General features: G+C 65.2%; 14 protein-coding genes. 8 read left to right on the top strand and 6 right to left on the bottom strand.

Translation table 11 applies throughout. From position 1 onward, the window contains the following. Positions 1-1,833: a glutamine--fructose-6-phosphate transaminase (isomerizing) gene (gene glmS / locus ABCR88_RS32805; protein WP_019095991.1), complete on the top strand. Its 1,833-nt coding sequence runs from the start codon at positions 1-3 to the stop codon at positions 1,831-1,833. A gap of 93 nt (positions 1,834-1,926) precedes the next feature. On the opposite strand, the gene ABCR88_RS32800 is transcribed toward glmS, so the two are convergent. The 3 genes from ABCR88_RS32800 to ABCR88_RS32790 all read right to left on the bottom strand — a co-directional run bounded on the left by ABCR88_RS32800 (position 1,927) and on the right by ABCR88_RS32790 (position 4,288). Further along, complete coding sequence (locus ABCR88_RS32800) at positions 1,927-2,313, bottom strand: hypothetical protein (RefSeq protein WP_350023425.1); 387 nt, start codon at positions 2,311-2,313, stop codon at positions 1,927-1,929. A 281-nt stretch (positions 2,314-2,594) separates the two neighbouring features. Beyond that, on the bottom strand, positions 2,595-3,056 hold the full coding sequence (locus tag ABCR88_RS32795; RefSeq protein ID WP_011064375.1) for a hypothetical protein: 462 nt from the start codon (positions 3,054-3,056) through the stop codon (positions 2,595-2,597). Between the two features lie 5 nt (positions 3,057-3,061). After that, positions 3,062-4,288 (bottom strand): PAAR domain-containing protein, encoded by a 1,227-nt coding sequence (locus ABCR88_RS32790; RefSeq protein WP_350023424.1) that lies wholly within the window; start codon positions 4,286-4,288, stop codon positions 3,062-3,064. 351 nt (positions 4,289-4,639) lie between these two features. Between ABCR88_RS32790 and ABCR88_RS32785 the strand changes: the two genes are divergently transcribed. The 6 genes from ABCR88_RS32785 to ABCR88_RS32760 all read left to right on the top strand — a co-directional run bounded on the left by ABCR88_RS32785 (position 4,640) and on the right by ABCR88_RS32760 (position 12,311). Further along, complete coding sequence (locus ABCR88_RS32785; RefSeq protein WP_183001271.1) at positions 4,640-4,960, top strand: hypothetical protein; 321 nt, start codon at positions 4,640-4,642, stop codon at positions 4,958-4,960. A gap of 70 nt (positions 4,961-5,030) precedes the next feature. Next, a complete protein-coding gene (locus tag ABCR88_RS32780; RefSeq protein ID WP_011064372.1) occupies positions 5,031-5,933 on the top strand; it encodes a LysR family transcriptional regulator in 903 nt (300 codons plus the stop codon). A 126-nt stretch (positions 5,934-6,059) separates the two neighbouring features. Further along, a complete protein-coding gene (locus tag ABCR88_RS32775) occupies positions 6,060-6,689 on the top strand; it encodes a glutathione S-transferase (protein ID WP_015637568.1) in 630 nt (209 codons plus the stop codon). A 23-nt stretch (positions 6,690-6,712) separates the two neighbouring features. Next, positions 6,713-8,752 carry a pyridoxamine 5'-phosphate oxidase family protein gene (locus tag ABCR88_RS32770; RefSeq protein ID WP_212805812.1) on the top strand — a complete coding sequence of 680 codons (2,040 nt, stop codon included), beginning with the start codon at positions 6,713-6,715 and terminating at the stop codon, positions 8,750-8,752. Positions 8,753-8,968: 216 nt separating this feature from the next. Beyond that, entirely contained in the window at positions 8,969-10,174 is a 1,206-nt protein-coding gene (locus ABCR88_RS32765; protein WP_350403925.1) for a DUF3142 domain-containing protein, read from the top strand. Next, positions 10,161-12,311, top strand: coding sequence for a hypothetical protein (locus ABCR88_RS32760; RefSeq protein WP_015637565.1), 2,151 nt, complete (start codon positions 10,161-10,163; stop codon positions 12,309-12,311). Before ABCR88_RS32765 ends, ABCR88_RS32760 begins: the two co-directional genes overlap by 14 nt. Positions 12,312-12,484: 173 nt before the next feature. Here the strand turns inward: ABCR88_RS32760 and ABCR88_RS32755 are convergent, their stop codons facing one another. Next, a complete protein-coding gene (locus ABCR88_RS32755; RefSeq protein WP_350403924.1) occupies positions 12,485-13,114 on the bottom strand; it encodes a LysE family translocator in 630 nt (209 codons plus the stop codon). A 144-nt stretch (positions 13,115-13,258) separates the two neighbouring features. Between ABCR88_RS32755 and ABCR88_RS32750 the strand changes: the two genes are divergently transcribed. Continuing rightward, positions 13,259-13,732 carry an Lrp/AsnC family transcriptional regulator gene (locus ABCR88_RS32750; protein ID WP_011064366.1) on the top strand — a complete coding sequence of 158 codons (474 nt, stop codon included), beginning with the start codon at positions 13,259-13,261 and terminating at the stop codon, positions 13,730-13,732. A gap of 5 nt (positions 13,733-13,737) precedes the next feature. On the opposite strand, the gene ABCR88_RS32745 is transcribed toward ABCR88_RS32750, so the two are convergent. Continuing rightward, complete coding sequence (locus tag ABCR88_RS32745) at positions 13,738-14,670, bottom strand: phosphatidate cytidylyltransferase (protein WP_041120494.1); 933 nt, start codon at positions 14,668-14,670, stop codon at positions 13,738-13,740. A gap of 1 nt (position 14,671) precedes the next feature. Further along, entirely contained in the window at positions 14,672-15,295 is a 624-nt protein-coding gene (locus ABCR88_RS32740) for a lysophospholipid acyltransferase family protein (protein WP_041120493.1), read from the bottom strand. Positions 15,296-15,299 lie beyond the last annotated feature (4 nt).

The following is a 15,299-nucleotide window of genomic DNA, read 5'->3' as shown; positions in this document are numbered from 1 at the left end:
ATGTGTGGAATTGTTGGCGCCGTTGCTGAACGCAATATCACCGCCATTTTGCTGGAAGGCCTCAAGCGCCTCGAATACCGCGGCTACGACAGCGCCGGTGTGGCGGTCTATACCAATGCCGGCAAGCTGGAGCGCATGCGGCGCCCGGGCAAGGTCAGCGAACTGGAGCAGGCCCTGGCCAGTGAGCCGCTGGTCGGCCGCCTGGGCATCGCCCACACCCGTTGGGCCACCCACGGTGCGCCATGCGAACGTAATGCCCACCCGCATTTCTCCGGCGACCTGGCGATCGTGCACAACGGCATCATCGAGAACCACGAAGCCTTGCGCGCTCAGCTCGGCGCCCTGGGTTACGAGTTCACTTCGGACACCGACACCGAAGTCATCGCCCACTTGCTGAACCACAAGCTCAAGGACCTGGGAGACCTCACCAAGGCCCTCAAGGCCACCGTCAAGGAGCTGCATGGTGCCTACGGCCTGGCCGTGATCAGCGCCAGCCAGCCGGACCGCCTGGTTGCGGCCCGCAGCGGCAGCCCGCTGGTGATCGGCCTGGGCCTGGGGGAAAACTTCCTCGCCTCCGACCAGTTGGCCCTGCGCCAGGTCACCGACCGCTTCATGTACCTGGAAGAAGGTGATATCGCCGAAATCCGCCGCGACAGCGTGCAGATCTGGGATATCAACGGCAAGGCCGTGGAACGCGAAGCGGTGCAGTACCGCGATGGCGCCGAAGCGGCAGAGAAGGGCGAGTTCCGCCACTTCATGCTCAAGGAAATCCACGAGCAGCCATCCGTGGTGCAGCGCACCCTGGAAGGCCGCCTGAGTGCCAACCAGGTACTGGTCCAGGCCTTCGGTCCGCAAGCCGCCGAGCTGTTCGCCAAGGTGCGCAATGTGCAGATCGTCGCCTGCGGCACCAGCTACCATGCCGGCATGGTCGCCCGTTACTGGCTGGAAGAACTGGCCGGCATCCCCTGCCAGGTGGAAGTGGCCAGCGAGTTCCGCTACCGCAAGGTAGTGGTGCAGCCCGACACCCTGTTCGTGACCATCTCCCAGTCCGGCGAAACCGCCGACACGTTGGCCGCTCTGCGCAATGCCAAAGAGCTGGGCTTCCTCGCCAGCCTGGCGATCTGCAACGTCGGCATCAGCTCCCTGGTGCGTGAATCCGATCTGACCCTGCTGACCCAGGCCGGTCGCGAGATCGGCGTGGCCTCCACCAAGGCCTTCACCACCCAACTGGTGGGCCTGCTGCTGCTGACCCTGTCCCTGGGCCAGGTACGTGGCACCCTGGCTGCCGGCGTGGAAGCCGAGCTGGTGGAAGAGCTGCGTCGCCTGCCGATCCGCCTGGGCGAAGCCCTGGCCATGGATGGCGTGGTGGAAAAAACGGCCGAGCTGTTTGCCGACAAGCACCACACCCTGTTCCTCGGCCGTGGTGCCCAGTACCCGGTGGCGATGGAAGGCTCGCTCAAGCTCAAGGAGATTTCCTACATCCACGCCGAAGCCTATCCGGCCGGCGAGCTCAAGCACGGCCCCCTGGCGCTTGTGGATAACGACATGCCGGTGGTTACCGTGGCACCGAACAACGAGCTGCTGGAAAAGCTCAAGTCCAACCTGCAGGAAGTGCGCGCCCGTGGCGGCGAGCTGATCGTGTTCGCCGACGAGCAGGCCGGCATGACCAATGGCGAAGGCACCCACGTGATCCAGATGCCGCACATCCACGACATTCTCTCGCCGATCCTCTACACCATCCCGCTGCAGCTGCTGTCCTACTACGTGGCCGTGCTCAAGGGCACCGACGTCGACCAGCCGCGCAACCTCGCCAAGTCGGTGACCGTGGAGTGAGTTATCCACAGTGACCGTCCAGGTGCTCGCTCTTGCAACAAGGCGCTCCACATGAGCGCCTTGTTGCATGGGGCAGGTCACATGGCCGCCGGCTCAATTGGGCGCTAGCAGTGAGCGAAAGCGTGAATCGCTGCGGGTTGGGGCCAGGGTGTACAACTGTTCTTTCTTGTCGATCCAGGTGTAGAGCGCGTATTCCTTGTCGTTGTCACCAACGTGTTTGCCCAGGCCATAAACCGAAAGATGACTGCTCGGGGTATTGCCATACGTGTAGAACATTGAGCAGGTGCGGTTACGTTGTTTGTCGCGCCAGGTGTAGTGATGGACAGCTTGATTGCCAATGTACAGGGGCTCGCCATCCACCGTCAGGTTGCCACGATCAAGGCGATCGAAGAGGAAGTTCATGGCGTCGATCTCGAAACCATCATGGTTGAATTGGTCAAGGTTGCCGACCAGCGTGATTGCAGGATTCAAAGTGGGCATATCAGGCCTCTCTCTACTGTGATGGGTTGCCAAATTGGCAAGCCCATCTCAGCGCCATGCCGCTGCCAGCATCAGTAGGAAACAATTCCGCGACAGCATTCGGGGCGATATTTTCTTGGGCCGGCGAGACAGTCTTTAATCTTCACTATCACTCAAGTGATGGTCCTGGATCATCGAAGCTGACACAGCAAGAGGGGAGCCCAGCCGGGCTCCCCTCTTTGTTATTTCCCTTTGCCTGCCTGCAGCGCTCGTCGCTCAGGCGTGGCGGCGCTGAATAGCGCTCAGCGTGAATGCTGTATCGAAACAATGTCGCCAGTCGACGCGTCGATATCCACCCTGAACATTGCCTGGTCACGTTGACGGCTGAACATGCAGGTAAAGATGCTGGGCGAAACCTGCGGGAACTGTTCGAACCAGCTGTAGATACCTGCCTCGAGCTGGCCATTGATCAGTAACTGGTCGGCAATCCTGATCTGTTGCTGGCGGTCACCGGAGACCACGTAGAGGGTTGCGGCCACGCCCGTATCGTCATCGTTCCACAGGATGGCCAGGTGTTGCCGATCCGGCACCACGATCGCCAGCAGGCCGCGGCTGTTGACCACGCTCAGGAGCTGTTCCTGCCAGCGCCAGCGAGCCTCGACGACCCGGCAAGGAGACCACCCGAGGGCGATCATCTGGTCCACCGTCATGTTTTCGTCGATGACCTTGCCGTCTTCGCGGATCCGCTCGAAATCACTAATCACAACTTTCACTCCACAGGCAGCACACCAGGCGTGCCGACAATTTTCAGATTCCTGTCACCGACGAACTCCACCTGCTGCACGCCGCCCTTGTAGTTCTCCAGCGGGCCGGTGATACCACTGTGAATCTTTTGCGGTGCGGTGGTTTCGACGGTGATCACATGGGATACGTCTGTCTTGAATCGATCGAGGATCACCAGTTTATCCCGAGCGTAGGCCTGGCTGGGAATCGGCTCGGGGGCGGCGAAACCTCCGAAGGCTGGCTTGCCCTGCATGATGGCTTCGGCCTGGCCCTTGGCGACGACCATCTGGTATTGCCTTCCCGGTGGCACTATTTCGGTCTTGACCTGGGTGCCTTCCAGCCAAGCCGGCAAGTTGCCCTCGGCGACCATCGCCTCGTTGACCTGGGCGGCCGTGCGCACCTCGAGCACCTGCGACTGGTTGGCCAGTCGCGCGGCATTGCGTTCGGCGCTCAACTTGGCCATTTTCGGCCCGGCGCCGAGCAGCGCCAGGCCGGCGATACCTTGCAGCAGGTCGCGGTAGCCCGGGCCGAGCCGGTCGCCGAGCTGGCCCAGCAACTCCATGCCGCCATAGATCGCGGCCCCCACCGCCACGGTGGTCAGCAGGGCCGCGAGGCCGGCCATGGCGGCCAGCACCAGCGCGCCGGCGGCGGCGACCAGGCCCAGCGCCTCCAGGCCGGTATGCAGCCAGCCCTCGATATCCAGCACGAATTCCACCTGCAGCATCGGACCGCCGATGAAGGTGTTCGGGCTACCCGACTTGATATGCGCGCCGCAGGTCATCTTGCTGCTCAGTCGCGCCGCCGGCTTGCCGTTGATATACACGGTAGCGCTGCCTTCGGCGATGGTGACCGGGAAGGGCCAGGGGGGATGCGCCACGGGAAAGCCGGTACAGGAACTGGACACGTCCTCGCCGGCACGCATGGCATTGCGCAAGTTGACGAATACGTTGGGACTGCCCCTTATGAGTTCACCGGTGGTTGGCTCGGGCAGATCGAAGATGGTCGACAGCCCCTTCACCAGCTGGAACATCGACAGGCCACCGGCGGCGACCGAACCCGCCAGGATCACCACCGCCAGGCCGCCTGTTGCCGCGGTCGCCGCAATGATGGCCGCGCCAATGAGAGCGCCTGCGACCGCGCCGGCGAGCATGGCAGCAACTCCGAATCCATGGGCGATGTCGTCGCCCAACCGCGCTGCGGCCTGTACATCCATGCTGAGACTCCGCCTGCGATGCGATACGCATCTTCCCTGGGGCCAGTGGGTGGCCCGAGCGGCGGATTATCAAAGAGTAACCGGGGGCGCGGCAAGAGCTGGAAGGCAGTCTGTCGTCACAGGGGACCACTCGCGCTTCACGCCGCCGGCGGGAAGGAACCAAACGGCTGGGGTGCACCCTTGTCCTTGCTCGCCTGTCCGCGTTGGATCTTCGAAAAACAATTGAAATCAGAGCGTTATTTTTGTGCGACAGTTTTGGTTCTGCGAATCCACTGCGAGTGCCAGTGGACGCCCCGGCGAATCCCGACTTGTGCACAGGCCGGAATTTTTTAGCGCGCTAATGGAAAACCAATGACACTTCGCCTGATTCATGGATGGATGATCGTTCTGATGGTGGCTGTCCTGGGGCTGGGAGTCCTGACCCCAGTGCTCTCCAACAGCCTCTTGCTGCTGATGGACCGGGCCAATTTCATTCCTGCTGAATCGTCCATCTGGACCTTTGAACCGACCCTGATCAACCAGGGTTCCTCTTCCTATTGGCTATACGGTGAAGATCAGCAGTACTACTTCTATTTTTCCTACGCCCAAGACCAACCTTACCGGTTGATTGCCAGAACCAACCGTTGCCCCGGATTCGACAAGCACGAGGTGCAGACCTGGTGCGCTCCCTGACGTCGTGGCCGTGGATTATGCTGCGCGTGCGGGGCGCCTGTCGGGCAGGCGCCGCCAGGTGAGATAAGACATGGACAGGTTTCAGGAAATGCAGGTGTTCGTCTGTGTCGCCCAGGAGCAGGGGTTCGCCGCGGCTGCGCGGCGCCTTAACCTGTCGGCGGCCAGCGTCACCCGGGCCGTGGCAGCCCTCGAACAGCGCATCGGCACCCAGTTGCTGGTACGCACCACCCGCAAGGTGCACCTGAGCGAAGCCGGGCAACGTTATCTGGAGGACTGCCGACGCATTCTCGCCGAGGTGCAGGATGCCGAGGCCTCGGCCGCCGGCATCCACGCCCAGCCACGGGGGCAACTGAGCCTGACTGCGCCGGTGCTGTTCGGCGATCTGTTCGTCACCCCGCTGCTGGTGCGCTACCTGCAACGTTATCCACAGGTCAGCATCAACGCCTTGCTGGTGGACCGAGTGGCGAACATGGTGGATGAAGGCATCGATGTGGCGGTGCGCATCGGCGAATTGCCGGACAGCGGCCAGCACAGCATCCGAGTAGGCCAGGTGCGCCGGGTGGTCTGTGCAGCCCCCGGATTCCTGGCGGCCCATGGTTGCCCCCAGCACCCCGACGACCTGCGCCAGGCTCCGCTGATTGCGCCATCCTCCACCGGCCAGGCGCGCCACTGGCAATTCAACGACGCCGGGCGCGCTCTGAGCCTGCGCCCGGAACCGCGGCTGCTGGTGAGCGCCAACCAGGCCGCCATCAGTGCCGCCTGCCTGGGGCTGGGCCTGACCCGGGTGCTGTCCTATCAGGTGGCCGATCAGGTCGCTGCCGGCCAGTTGCAGATCGTGTTGGCGGATTTCGAGCTGCCGCCCTTGCCGATCCACGTGGTGTACCAGGGCGGTCGCAAGGCGCCGGCGCGGGTACGCAGCTTTGTCGATTTCGCCGTGCAGGCCCTGCGCGAGCATCCATCGCTCAATACTTGATCAGCTTTATTGCGCTGGCTGAAATGCCGGATTGCGATTTCTGGTGATTCTGTTGTTTTGCGTCATGGACCAAGATGGCCCTGCCAGCGCGGCCCTTCGACCGCGTCCCAGCCTGCGGAGTCGAGCATGTCCCTGCTTCCCATCAAGTTCTACAACTTTCCCCGGTCCGGCCACGCTCACCGCGTCGAGCTGATGCTGTCGCTGCTGGACCTGCCTACCGAAACCATCTTTGTCGACCTGGCCCAGGGTGCCCACAAGCAGCCCGAATTCCTGGCCCTCAACGCCTTTGGCCAAGTACCGGTGATCGATGACCAGGGCACGGTGCTGGCGGACTCCAACGCGATCCTGGTGTACCTGGCGCAACGCTATGGCAGCGGCCGCTGGTTGCCCACCGACCCGGTGGGCGCGGCGCAGGTACAGCGCTGGTTGTCGGTGGCGGCGGGGCCGATCGCCTTCGGTCCGGCGGCGGCGCGACTGATCACGGTGTTCGGCGCCACCTTCAATGCCGAGGAGGTCATTGCCCGCGCCCACGGCCTGCTCAAGGTCATGGACCAGGAACTGGCGAACCGGCCGTTCCTGGTGGGTGAACAGGCGACCATCGCTGACGTCGCCGGCTACAGCTATATCGCCCACGCGCCGGAGGGCAACGTGTCCCTGGCCGATTATCCCAACGTGCGGGCCTGGCTGGCGCGGATCGAGGCCTTGCCGGGCTTCGTGCCCATGCCGTCCACGGCGGCGGGGCTCAAAAGCGCCTGAGGCGCACCTGCGGAGGCAGCACCATGAGCAGCAGTTCCCCCTGGCATGCCGGCGAGCGGCAGTTGCAGGCCCGGGCCGGAGTGGCCGAGCGCATGGAGGCCTTTGGCACCAAGGTGATCCGCCAGGCGATGCCGGATCAGCACCGGCAGTTCTACGGGCAGCTGCCGTTCATCCTGGTAGGCGCGGTGGATGCCCAGGGCAACCCCTGGGCGAGCATTCTCGAAGGCCCGCCCGGTTTCGCCCAGGCCCCCGAGGCGACCCGGCTGCGCCTGGGCAGCCTGCCTGCCGCCGACGACCCCGTGCAGTTGCAGGAAGGTGCGGCCCTGGGCTTGCTGGGCATTGAACTGCACACCCGGCGGCGCAACCGCCTCAATGGCCGGGTCAGTGCTGTGGACCGTCACGGCTTCAGCGTGAGGGTGCAACAGGCGTTCGGCAATTGCCCGCAATACATCCAGCAGCGCGAGCTGCAGCAGGTGCCCTTGAGCGACCCCGCCAGCCGGCCGGCAAAGTATCGCGACGGCCTGGATGCTGAGGCTCGCGCCCTGATCGGTGGCGCCGACACCTTCTTTGTCGCCAGCTACGTCGACCTGGACGGCCAGCGCTCGGTGGATGTGTCCCACCGTGGCGGCCAGGCCGGGTTCGTCCGGGTCGAGGGCAATTGCCTGACCATCCCGGATTTTGCCGGCAACCTGCACTTCAACACCCTGGGCAACCTGCTGCTCAACCCCCGGGCCGGCTTGTTGTTCATCGACTTTCCCAGCGGTGAGCTGCTGCAGCTCAGCGGCCGCACCGAAATCATCCACGACGGGCCGCTGGTCAAGGCCTTCCAGGGCGCCGAGCGGTTGTGGCGCTTTACCGTGGAGCGGCTGGTACGGCGCCCGGCGGCGCTGTCCCTGCGTTGGCAGTTGCAGGGCTTTTCCCCCAACAGCCTGCTGACCGGCAGTTGGCCGCAAGCCGAGGCTCGGCTGCGCGCCACGGCCCTGGGCCAGCAGTGGCGGCCATTGCGGGTGACCCGGATCGAAGACGAAAGCAGCAGCATTCGCTCCTTCTACCTGGAACCGGCGGATGCAGCCGGCGCCCCAAGCTTTGTGCCCGGCCAGCACCTGCCCGTGCAGGTCGTGCTCGACGGCCAGCCGCTGATTCGCACCTACAGCCTGTCCAGCGCGCCTTCCGATGACTTTCTGCGTATCAGCGTCAAGCGCGAGGGCCAGGTTTCCCGGCACCTGCATCAGGCACTCAAGGTCGGCGACTTGCTGCAGGCCCGCGCCCCACAGGGGCGTTTCACTGCCGATGCGCTGTCGTCACAGCCACTGGTGCTGCTGGCGGCCGGGGTCGGCATCACACCGTTGCTGTCGATGCTGCGGGAGGTGCTGTACCAGGGCCTGCGCACCCGGCATACCCGGCCCACCTGGTTGATCCAGGGTTCGCGCACGCTTGCCGAGCAACCCTTTGCCAAGGAGCTGCAAACCCTGCTGGCGCAGGCTGGGGATTCAGTGCGGCTGCTGCGCCTGCTCAGCCAGCCGGAAGCCGGGGCCCGGCCGGGTGCTGGCTTCGATCATTGCGGGCGCATCGACGTGCAACTGCTGCTGGCGCAACCGGACCTGGATCTTGACCGCGCAGACTTCGTGCTCTGCGGCCCCGGGGCCTTTACCCAGGGCCTGTACGACAGCCTGCGGGACCTGGATATCGACGACCGGCAGATCCATGCCGAAACCTTCGGCCCTTCGACCCTGCGCCGCCGGCCGGACGCCGAGGCCGTGCCCTTTGCCCAACCGCCTGCCGCCACCCGGGCCGTGGCAGTGCGGTTCCAGCAGGCCGGCCGGGAGCTGTCCTGGGAGCCGACCAGCGGCAGCCTGCTGCAACTGGCGGAAAGCGCCGGCCTGCATCCGCCATTCAGTTGCCGTGGCGGCTCCTGCGGCACTTGCCAGACCCGGTTGATCAGCGGCCAGGTTAATTATCCACAGGTGCCTGCACAGTTACCGGAACCGGGGCAGGTGCTGATCTGCTGCGCGGTGCCGGCGGCTGTGGATAACCTGGTGCCAGCGTTGGTGCTGGACCTGTAGAAGCGGGAAAAAAGTCCTTGCGGCGATTGCTGCCAACCGCGCTGCTGCGTAGGCTGGCGGCTGCTTTGTCGCGGTAGCTGCGAGTTGTAAGTGAGGGGGAAGGCCCAGCGGTTCTTTTCGCTGCCTCGCGGGCCCGGTAGCGGCTACAGGCGATGTCGATCAGGTGTATGGCGCCCGGTATTCCGGGGCTTTTGCGTTAAAGGGAATCAACGATTCATGCTCCCCCGGGTTTTGCTCCGTCTTTGCGCCGTGTTGGTCTGCGGGCTGCTGCTCAATGCCTGTCGTCATGAAGAGGGGCCGCCGCTGGATCAGCAACTCTATATCTGGCAACGCCAGTGGACCTCGGCCCACGCCGACGCCCTGGCAGGCTCGCGGGTGGACTTTTCCACCGTCCGGGTGCTGGCCCTGCAGGCTTTTCCACAGGCCGGCTGGAGCCGGGCGCGGATCGACGCCGCCTTGCTCAAGCAAGACGGTCGCCCGCTGATTGCGGTGGTGCGCCTGGATGGCCAACTGCCGTCCCTGAACCAGGACGACATCCTCCAGCAGGTGCAGCAACTGCTGGCCGACTGGCAAGGGCAGGGCCTGACCCTGGCCGGCCTGGAGATCGACCACGATGCCGGCAGCGCCCGGCTGCTGGCCTATGCCGGGCTCCTGCGGCGGCTGCGCGAAGTGCTGCCGCAGCAGTTGGCCCTGAGCATCACCGCTCTGCCCGCCTGGCTCGACAGCCGCGAGTTGCCCGGGCTGCTGGCTCAGGTCGACAGCAGCGTGCTCCAGGTGCATGCGGTCAGCGACCCCCGGCGCGGGCTGTTCGACCCGCACCAGGCTGAACAATGGGCCAGGCGCTGGGCTGGGGTCAGCGACAAGCCGTTCTACCTGGCCCTGCCTGCCTACGGCGTGGCCTTGCTGCCCGGCACCGCCGCCCAGGCTCCAGTGGTGGAAAGCGAGGCGCCCATTGCGCGCCGGGGCCAGCGCCGGGAGCTGATGGCCGACCCCGAGCAACTGAGCCAACTGGCCAAGACCCTGCGCAATGATCCGCCGGCCCATCTGGCCGGGCTGATCTGGTTTCGCCTGCCGCTCAAGGGCGATGTCCGCGCCTGGAGCCTGGATACCCTGCGCGCGGTGGCCCGTGGAGACGTGCTGGACAGCCGCTTGGGCATCAGCCTGCAGGAGCAGGACGGTCTCTTCGATATCCGCTTGGACAACCCGGGCAATCTCGACCGCCATTTGCCTGAACAACTGACCCTGGCCGTTGCCCAATGCGACGGATTCGACGGGCTGGGCGGTTATGCCGCCGAGCTGCGTGACGGCCAGCTGCTATTGACCCGCCAGCAGGCCGGCCGTCTGGCGGCGGGCGGCACCCGGGCCGTGGGCTGGGCCCGCTGTACAAAAATTGACCAAGGAGCTGCACATGTTCGTCCCTAGATCCCGCTACCTGCTGTGCCTGAGCCTGTGCCTGCCCTTGGCCCCGGCCTTGGCGTGCGGCCCGACTTTTCCCATGCGCCTGCTGGGGGATCGCCCGCAGACACTGGCGCAGTTGCCGGAAGGCAGTTTCCTGTTCGAGGTCAGCCGCCTGGGCAAGCCCATCGTCGGGCTCAAGCCAGTCGTCCAGGATGGCTTCAGCCGCGATTACAACCTGCCTGAAAGCTATGAGGTGCAGGAGCGTAACTGGGCCGAACAGCAAGGGCTGGACGACGCCCAGAAAACCCTGGTCAGGCAGTTGCGCACGCTCAATGACCCGCGCCTGGCGGAGCAGCAAGGGGCCAGCCTGCCGCCGGAGATCAACCTCTACACCGCGGGCGCGGTGGCCTTCAGCGCCGGGGATCACGAGCGGGCGGCAGAGTATTTCCGCAAGGTGCTGGCGCTGCCCGCCGAGCAGCGGGCGCTGCGCAGTACCTGGGCCGCCTATTCCCTGGGCCGGGCCCTGCAAGCCATCAGTGAAGAAGCCAACGAGCTGGATGATCAGGGGCGCAGCGACACTTTGCTGGCGGCGCGCCAGGCGTTCGCCCAGACCCGCCAATTGAATATCGACGGCTTCAGCGACCCCCTGGAACTGGGCATCGCCAGCCTGGGGGAAGAGGCGCGCATTCTGAAGAACCAGAACCACTGGAGCGAGGCCATCGACCTGTATGCCAGCCAGAACCTGATGGGTTCGGACGTCGGCTACAGCTCGCTGAAGCAGGTGGTGGGGGAGTTGGGCGGCCTGTCGGACGCGCAGTTGCGCGAGCAGCTCAAGCAGCCTTCGGTGGCGCGCTTGCTCACCGCTTCGCTGGTCTCGCACCTGGGCTGGTCCTTCGGCGAACGGCCGGAATCCGAGGTGAAACTGATCAAGCTGCTGAGCCAGGGCACCGCCGGCACTTTCGACAACGCCGACCGCCTGGCGGCGCTGAATTACCAGAACGGCGATTTCGTCACCACCCAGCAGTTGCTCGAACATGCCGGCGACGGCGGCCTGGCCTGGTGGCTGCGGGCCAAGATGGCCGTGCGCAACGGCGACAAGGTGGCGGCTGCCGCGGCCTATGCCAAGGCCGCCGCGGCTTTCCCCCGGGAAGAGAGCTGGGGCTTTCGCGGTGACTACGACGGCAACTACGAAGACCTCAAGCCGGGCTGCCGGGTAGAAGGCGAAAGCGCCGTGCTGGCCCTGGACCGTGGCGACTATGTGCAGGCGTTCGAGCTGCTCTACCGCAGTGGCGACATTTACTGGCACGACGCGGCAACCGTGGCTGAGCGGGTGCTGACCCTGGATGAACTCAAGCATTTCGTCGACACCCAGGTTCCGGCGCCGCCGCTCGTCCCCCAGCAGCCCGATGCCTACTACGAGAGCCTGCCGATTGCCGCCCAGGTGCGCGAACTGCTGGGCCGGCGGCTGTTGCGCGAGGGCCGCTACGAAGAGGGCTGGGGCTACTTCTACACCCCCGAGCGCCAGGCTATCGCCAAGGCCTACGGCGAGTACCGGCGCAGCGCCGAGTCGGCCTGGCTGCCAACACGGCGAGCCGAGGCCTATTACCAGGCGGGCAAGCTGGCACGGGCGTCGGGGATGGAGATCCTCGGCTACGAGATGGGTCCGGACTACCACAGCCTGTGGGGCAGCTACAGCCTGGAAATCCCTCCGGTACAGGCCGGCCCGCTGATCAGCGCCGACGAAGTGCAGCGCCAGCAGGCCACCACTGCCGAACCCGATGTGCGCTACCACTATCGCTACGTGGCCGGCGAGCTGGGCAACCAGGCGGCGGACTTCCTGCCCCACACCAGCCAGGCCTATGCCGCGGTGCTGTGCAAGGCGGCGCGCTGGACCCGGGGCAGCGATGCCGAGATCGAGTACTACCGGCGCTATGTGCAGAACGGTCCCTTTGTGGAGTGGGCCGGCAACTTCGGCATGAACTGTGAGGAACCGGACTTCGGCAGCGCCAACAAGCGCTACCTGACCCAGTGGCTGGACGCATCCCGTTCCGCGGTGGCCGAGCACAGGCTGGCTGCCGGCGCCGGTGCCGGCGTGCTGCTGTTGGGGGCGGCCTACCTGTTCCGACGCCGCCGCGCGGTGTCCTCGCACAAGGCGACATAAAAGCGTGCCCAGGATCCTGTAGCCGCTGCCGCAGGCTGCGTACGAGCTGGGCGGCACTGCGACGCAGCGGTCGCGGCGATTTCTGGGGCGAACATTTTGCCGGGGATCGCCAGGCAAGGTCCTGCGGACCTTCGCGCAGCTTCGCCGAGGCTCGGCAGCGGCTACAGGTGCCGTCAGGCCTGCTGGACGAACGTCAGGCGCAGGGCGAAGCCGATCAGCAGGCTGCCGAACAGCCATTGCTGCACTCGTTGCGCCGACGGGCTGCGCTGCATCCAGCGGCCCAGCCCGGCACCGGCCAGCGCGTAGCAGCAGTCGAACAGGCCGCCCACGGCCACCAGCAGCACCCCCAGGGTCATGAATTGCGGGACCACCGCACCGGCCTGGGGATCGACGAACTGCGGCAGCAGTACCGAACAGAACAGCAATGCCTTGGGGTTCAGCAGGTTGGTCAACAGGCCGCGCTGGATCGTCTCGCGCCAGCGCAGGGGCGTGGCTGCGGCGGTGCCGGGCTCAAGGTTGGGCAACAGGTTCGCCCGCAGGCACTGGATACCAATCCACAACAGGTAGGCGGCGCCCGCCAGGCGTACCAGGTCGAAGGTCCAGGGCGCGGCCTTGAACAGCGCCGCCAGGCCCAGCGCGGCCAGGGCCACATGGCAGCCGCGGGACAGGGCCAGGCCCAGCGCGGTGGCCAGAGCCTGGGCCTTGCCCTGGCGGGCGCCGGTTTGCAGCAGCAGGATCATGTCGGGGCCGGGCAGCAGGTAGACCACCGCCAGAGCCAGGAAATACATCCACAGTTGCGCCACCTTACACCCCCTTCGTTGTCGAGTCGGTGCGCTCAGTTTAGGGCCACAGGCCAGGGCAGGTGCTTGCGTAATCAACCAACGGGAAAGCTGAAATTGGCATAATGTTCCACTAATGAACGGAATCACCATCTGGATATGCCAAACATGAAACTTGATGCCTATGACCGCAAGATCCTCGCCGCGCTGCAGCGCGATGGTCGCCTGAGCAACGTGCAACTGGCCGAAGAGATCGGCCTGTCGCCGTCACCCTGCCTGCGCCGGGTGCGCATGCTGGAAGAGGCCGGGGTGATCCGTGGCTACCAGGCCACCCTGGACCGCGACGAGGTGGGCCTGGGGCTGACCGTGTTCGTCGGGGTCAAGGTGGAGCGACACAACGATGCCGAGGCCGAAGCCTTCCGCCAGGCGGTATTGCAGTTGCCGGAGGTGATCTCGGCGTTCCTGGTATCGGGTGAATCGGATTTCCTGCTGCAAGTGGTGGTCCCGGACCTGCGTGGCTATGACCGCTTTCTGACTGGCCACTTGCTGAAGATCCCCGGGGTCAGCGACATCCGCAGCAACTTCGCGATTCACACGGTGAAAACCCCGGGGCCCCTGCCATTGGGGCATCTACCGGGCTGAAGGGTTCAGGTCCACCAGTAGCGCACCAGGTGGAAGAAGATCGGCGCGGCGAAACACACCGAATCCAGGCGATCGAGCATGCCGCCGTGGCCCTCGATCATGTGCCCCCAGTCCTTGACCCCGCGATCGCGCTTGATCGCCGACATGACGATGCCGCCGGCAAAGCCCAGCAGGTTGATCAGCAGGGCGATGAGGAACGACTGCCAGACATTGAACGGGGTGATCCAGAACAGCGCCCCACCGATCATCGAAGCCAGCAGGATGCCGCCGACAAAGCCTTCCACGGTCTTGGACGGCGACAGGTTGGGGGCGATCTTGCGCTTGCCGAAGAGTTTTCCACAGACGTACTGCAGCACGTCCGAGAGCTGCACCACGATCACCAGGTAAGCGATCAGCAGCAGGTTGCGGCCTTCATAGCCGGCGATGTCCAGGGTCAGCAGGGCGGGCACGAAGGACACGCAGAACACCGCGATCATCAGCCCCCACTGGACCTTGGAGGCACGCTCCAGGAAGTGCGTGCTGTCGCCACCGAGCGATGCGAGGATCGGCAGCAGCAGGAACACGTAGACCGGAATGAAGATCGAGAACAGCCCGTACCAGTCGGAGTAGATCAGCAGGTATTGCAGGGGCAGGGCCAGGTAGAAGGCCGCCACCAGGGCCGGGTAGTCGCTGCGCCGGGTCGGGGTCAGGGTGAGGAACTCGCGCAGGGCGTAGAACGACACCGCATAGAACAGCAGGATCACCGCCGCGGTGCCGAGCCAGAAGGCGATACCGATCACCAGCACCATCACCCACCAGGCATTGATCCGCGCATTGAGGTTGTCGATCACCGGGTTGGGCGCGCCACGGGTGCGCCACTGGAGGATGAAACCGACCAGTGAGGCCAGCACCAGAATGGCGCCGATGCCGCCGAATAACATCAGGGTCTGCTTATCCATCTCAGGCGTGCTCCGGGGCCAGGGCCAGCAGCGCGGCGCGGCTGCGTTCGAGGAAGTGTTCCTTGCTTTCGTCTTCTTCCAGGGTCAGGGGTGCGCCGAAACTGGTGGTGCACAGCAGCGGCAGGGGCAGGAAGCGGCCCTTGGGCATGACCCGGTTGAGGTTGGCGATCCACACCGGAATTACCTCAACCTGTGGATAACGTTTGGCCAGGTGGTAGATCCCGCTCTTGAACGGCAGCAGGCCTTCTTCGGGGTTGCGCGTGCCTTCCGGGAAGATGATCAGCGAGTCGCCGTTCTCCAGGGCATCGATCATCGGTTGCAGGGGGTTGTTATCCACAGCCTCCTTGCGCTCGCGGTCGATCAGCACGCCGTTGAACACCCGATTGATGATGTAGCGGCGCAGGTTGCTTTTCTGCCAGTAGTCGGCGCCGGCCACGGGCCGCGTCAGTTTGCGCAGGGCCGGCGGCAGGGAGGCCCAGAGCAGTACGAAGTCGCCGTGGCTGCTGTGGTTGGCGAAGTAGATCCGCTGCACCGCGCGCGGTGCCGAGCCCAGCCACAGGCTGCGGGCGCCGGTGATGCTGCGGGCGGCGGAGGTGATGAGATTGGCGACCAGGGGTTCGAACATGGGC

Origin of the sequence: Pseudomonas sp. W17, assembly GCF_040268305.1 — a bacterium.
Classification (GTDB): domain Bacteria; phylum Pseudomonadota; class Gammaproteobacteria; order Pseudomonadales; family Pseudomonadaceae; genus Aquipseudomonas; species Aquipseudomonas protegens.
This window is presented reverse-complemented; position numbering and strand designations above follow the sequence as displayed.

What these genes read in the sequence shown, in the direction of transcription:
- glmS (WP_019095991.1), top strand. Translation starts at nt 1, where the DNA reads ATGTGTGGAATTGTTGGCGCCGTTGCTGAACGCAATATCACCGCCATT.
- ABCR88_RS32800 (WP_350023425.1), bottom strand. Translation starts at nt 2,313, where the DNA reads ATGCCCACTTTGAATCCTGCAATCACGCTGGTCGGCAACCTTGACCAA.
- ABCR88_RS32790 (WP_350023424.1), bottom strand. Translation starts at nt 4,288, where the DNA reads ATGGATGTACAGGCCGCAGCGCGGTTGGGCGACGACATCGCCCATGGA.
- ABCR88_RS32785 (WP_183001271.1), top strand. Translation starts at nt 4,640, where the DNA reads ATGACACTTCGCCTGATTCATGGATGGATGATCGTTCTGATGGTGGCT.
- ABCR88_RS32780 (WP_011064372.1), top strand. Translation starts at nt 5,031, where the DNA reads ATGGACAGGTTTCAGGAAATGCAGGTGTTCGTCTGTGTCGCCCAGGAG.
- ABCR88_RS32775 (WP_015637568.1), top strand. Translation starts at nt 6,060, where the DNA reads ATGTCCCTGCTTCCCATCAAGTTCTACAACTTTCCCCGGTCCGGCCAC.
- ABCR88_RS32770 (WP_212805812.1), top strand. Translation starts at nt 6,713, where the DNA reads ATGAGCAGCAGTTCCCCCTGGCATGCCGGCGAGCGGCAGTTGCAGGCC.
- ABCR88_RS32765 (WP_350403925.1), top strand. Translation starts at nt 8,969, where the DNA reads ATGCTCCCCCGGGTTTTGCTCCGTCTTTGCGCCGTGTTGGTCTGCGGG.
- ABCR88_RS32760 (WP_015637565.1), top strand. Translation starts at nt 10,161, where the DNA reads ATGTTCGTCCCTAGATCCCGCTACCTGCTGTGCCTGAGCCTGTGCCTG.
- ABCR88_RS32750 (WP_011064366.1), top strand. Translation starts at nt 13,259, where the DNA reads ATGAAACTTGATGCCTATGACCGCAAGATCCTCGCCGCGCTGCAGCGC.
- ABCR88_RS32745 (WP_041120494.1), bottom strand. Translation starts at nt 14,670, where the DNA reads ATGGATAAGCAGACCCTGATGTTATTCGGCGGCATCGGCGCCATTCTG.
- ABCR88_RS32740 (WP_041120493.1), bottom strand. Translation starts at nt 15,295, where the DNA reads ATGTTCGAACCCCTGGTCGCCAATCTCATCACCTCCGCCGCCCGCAGC.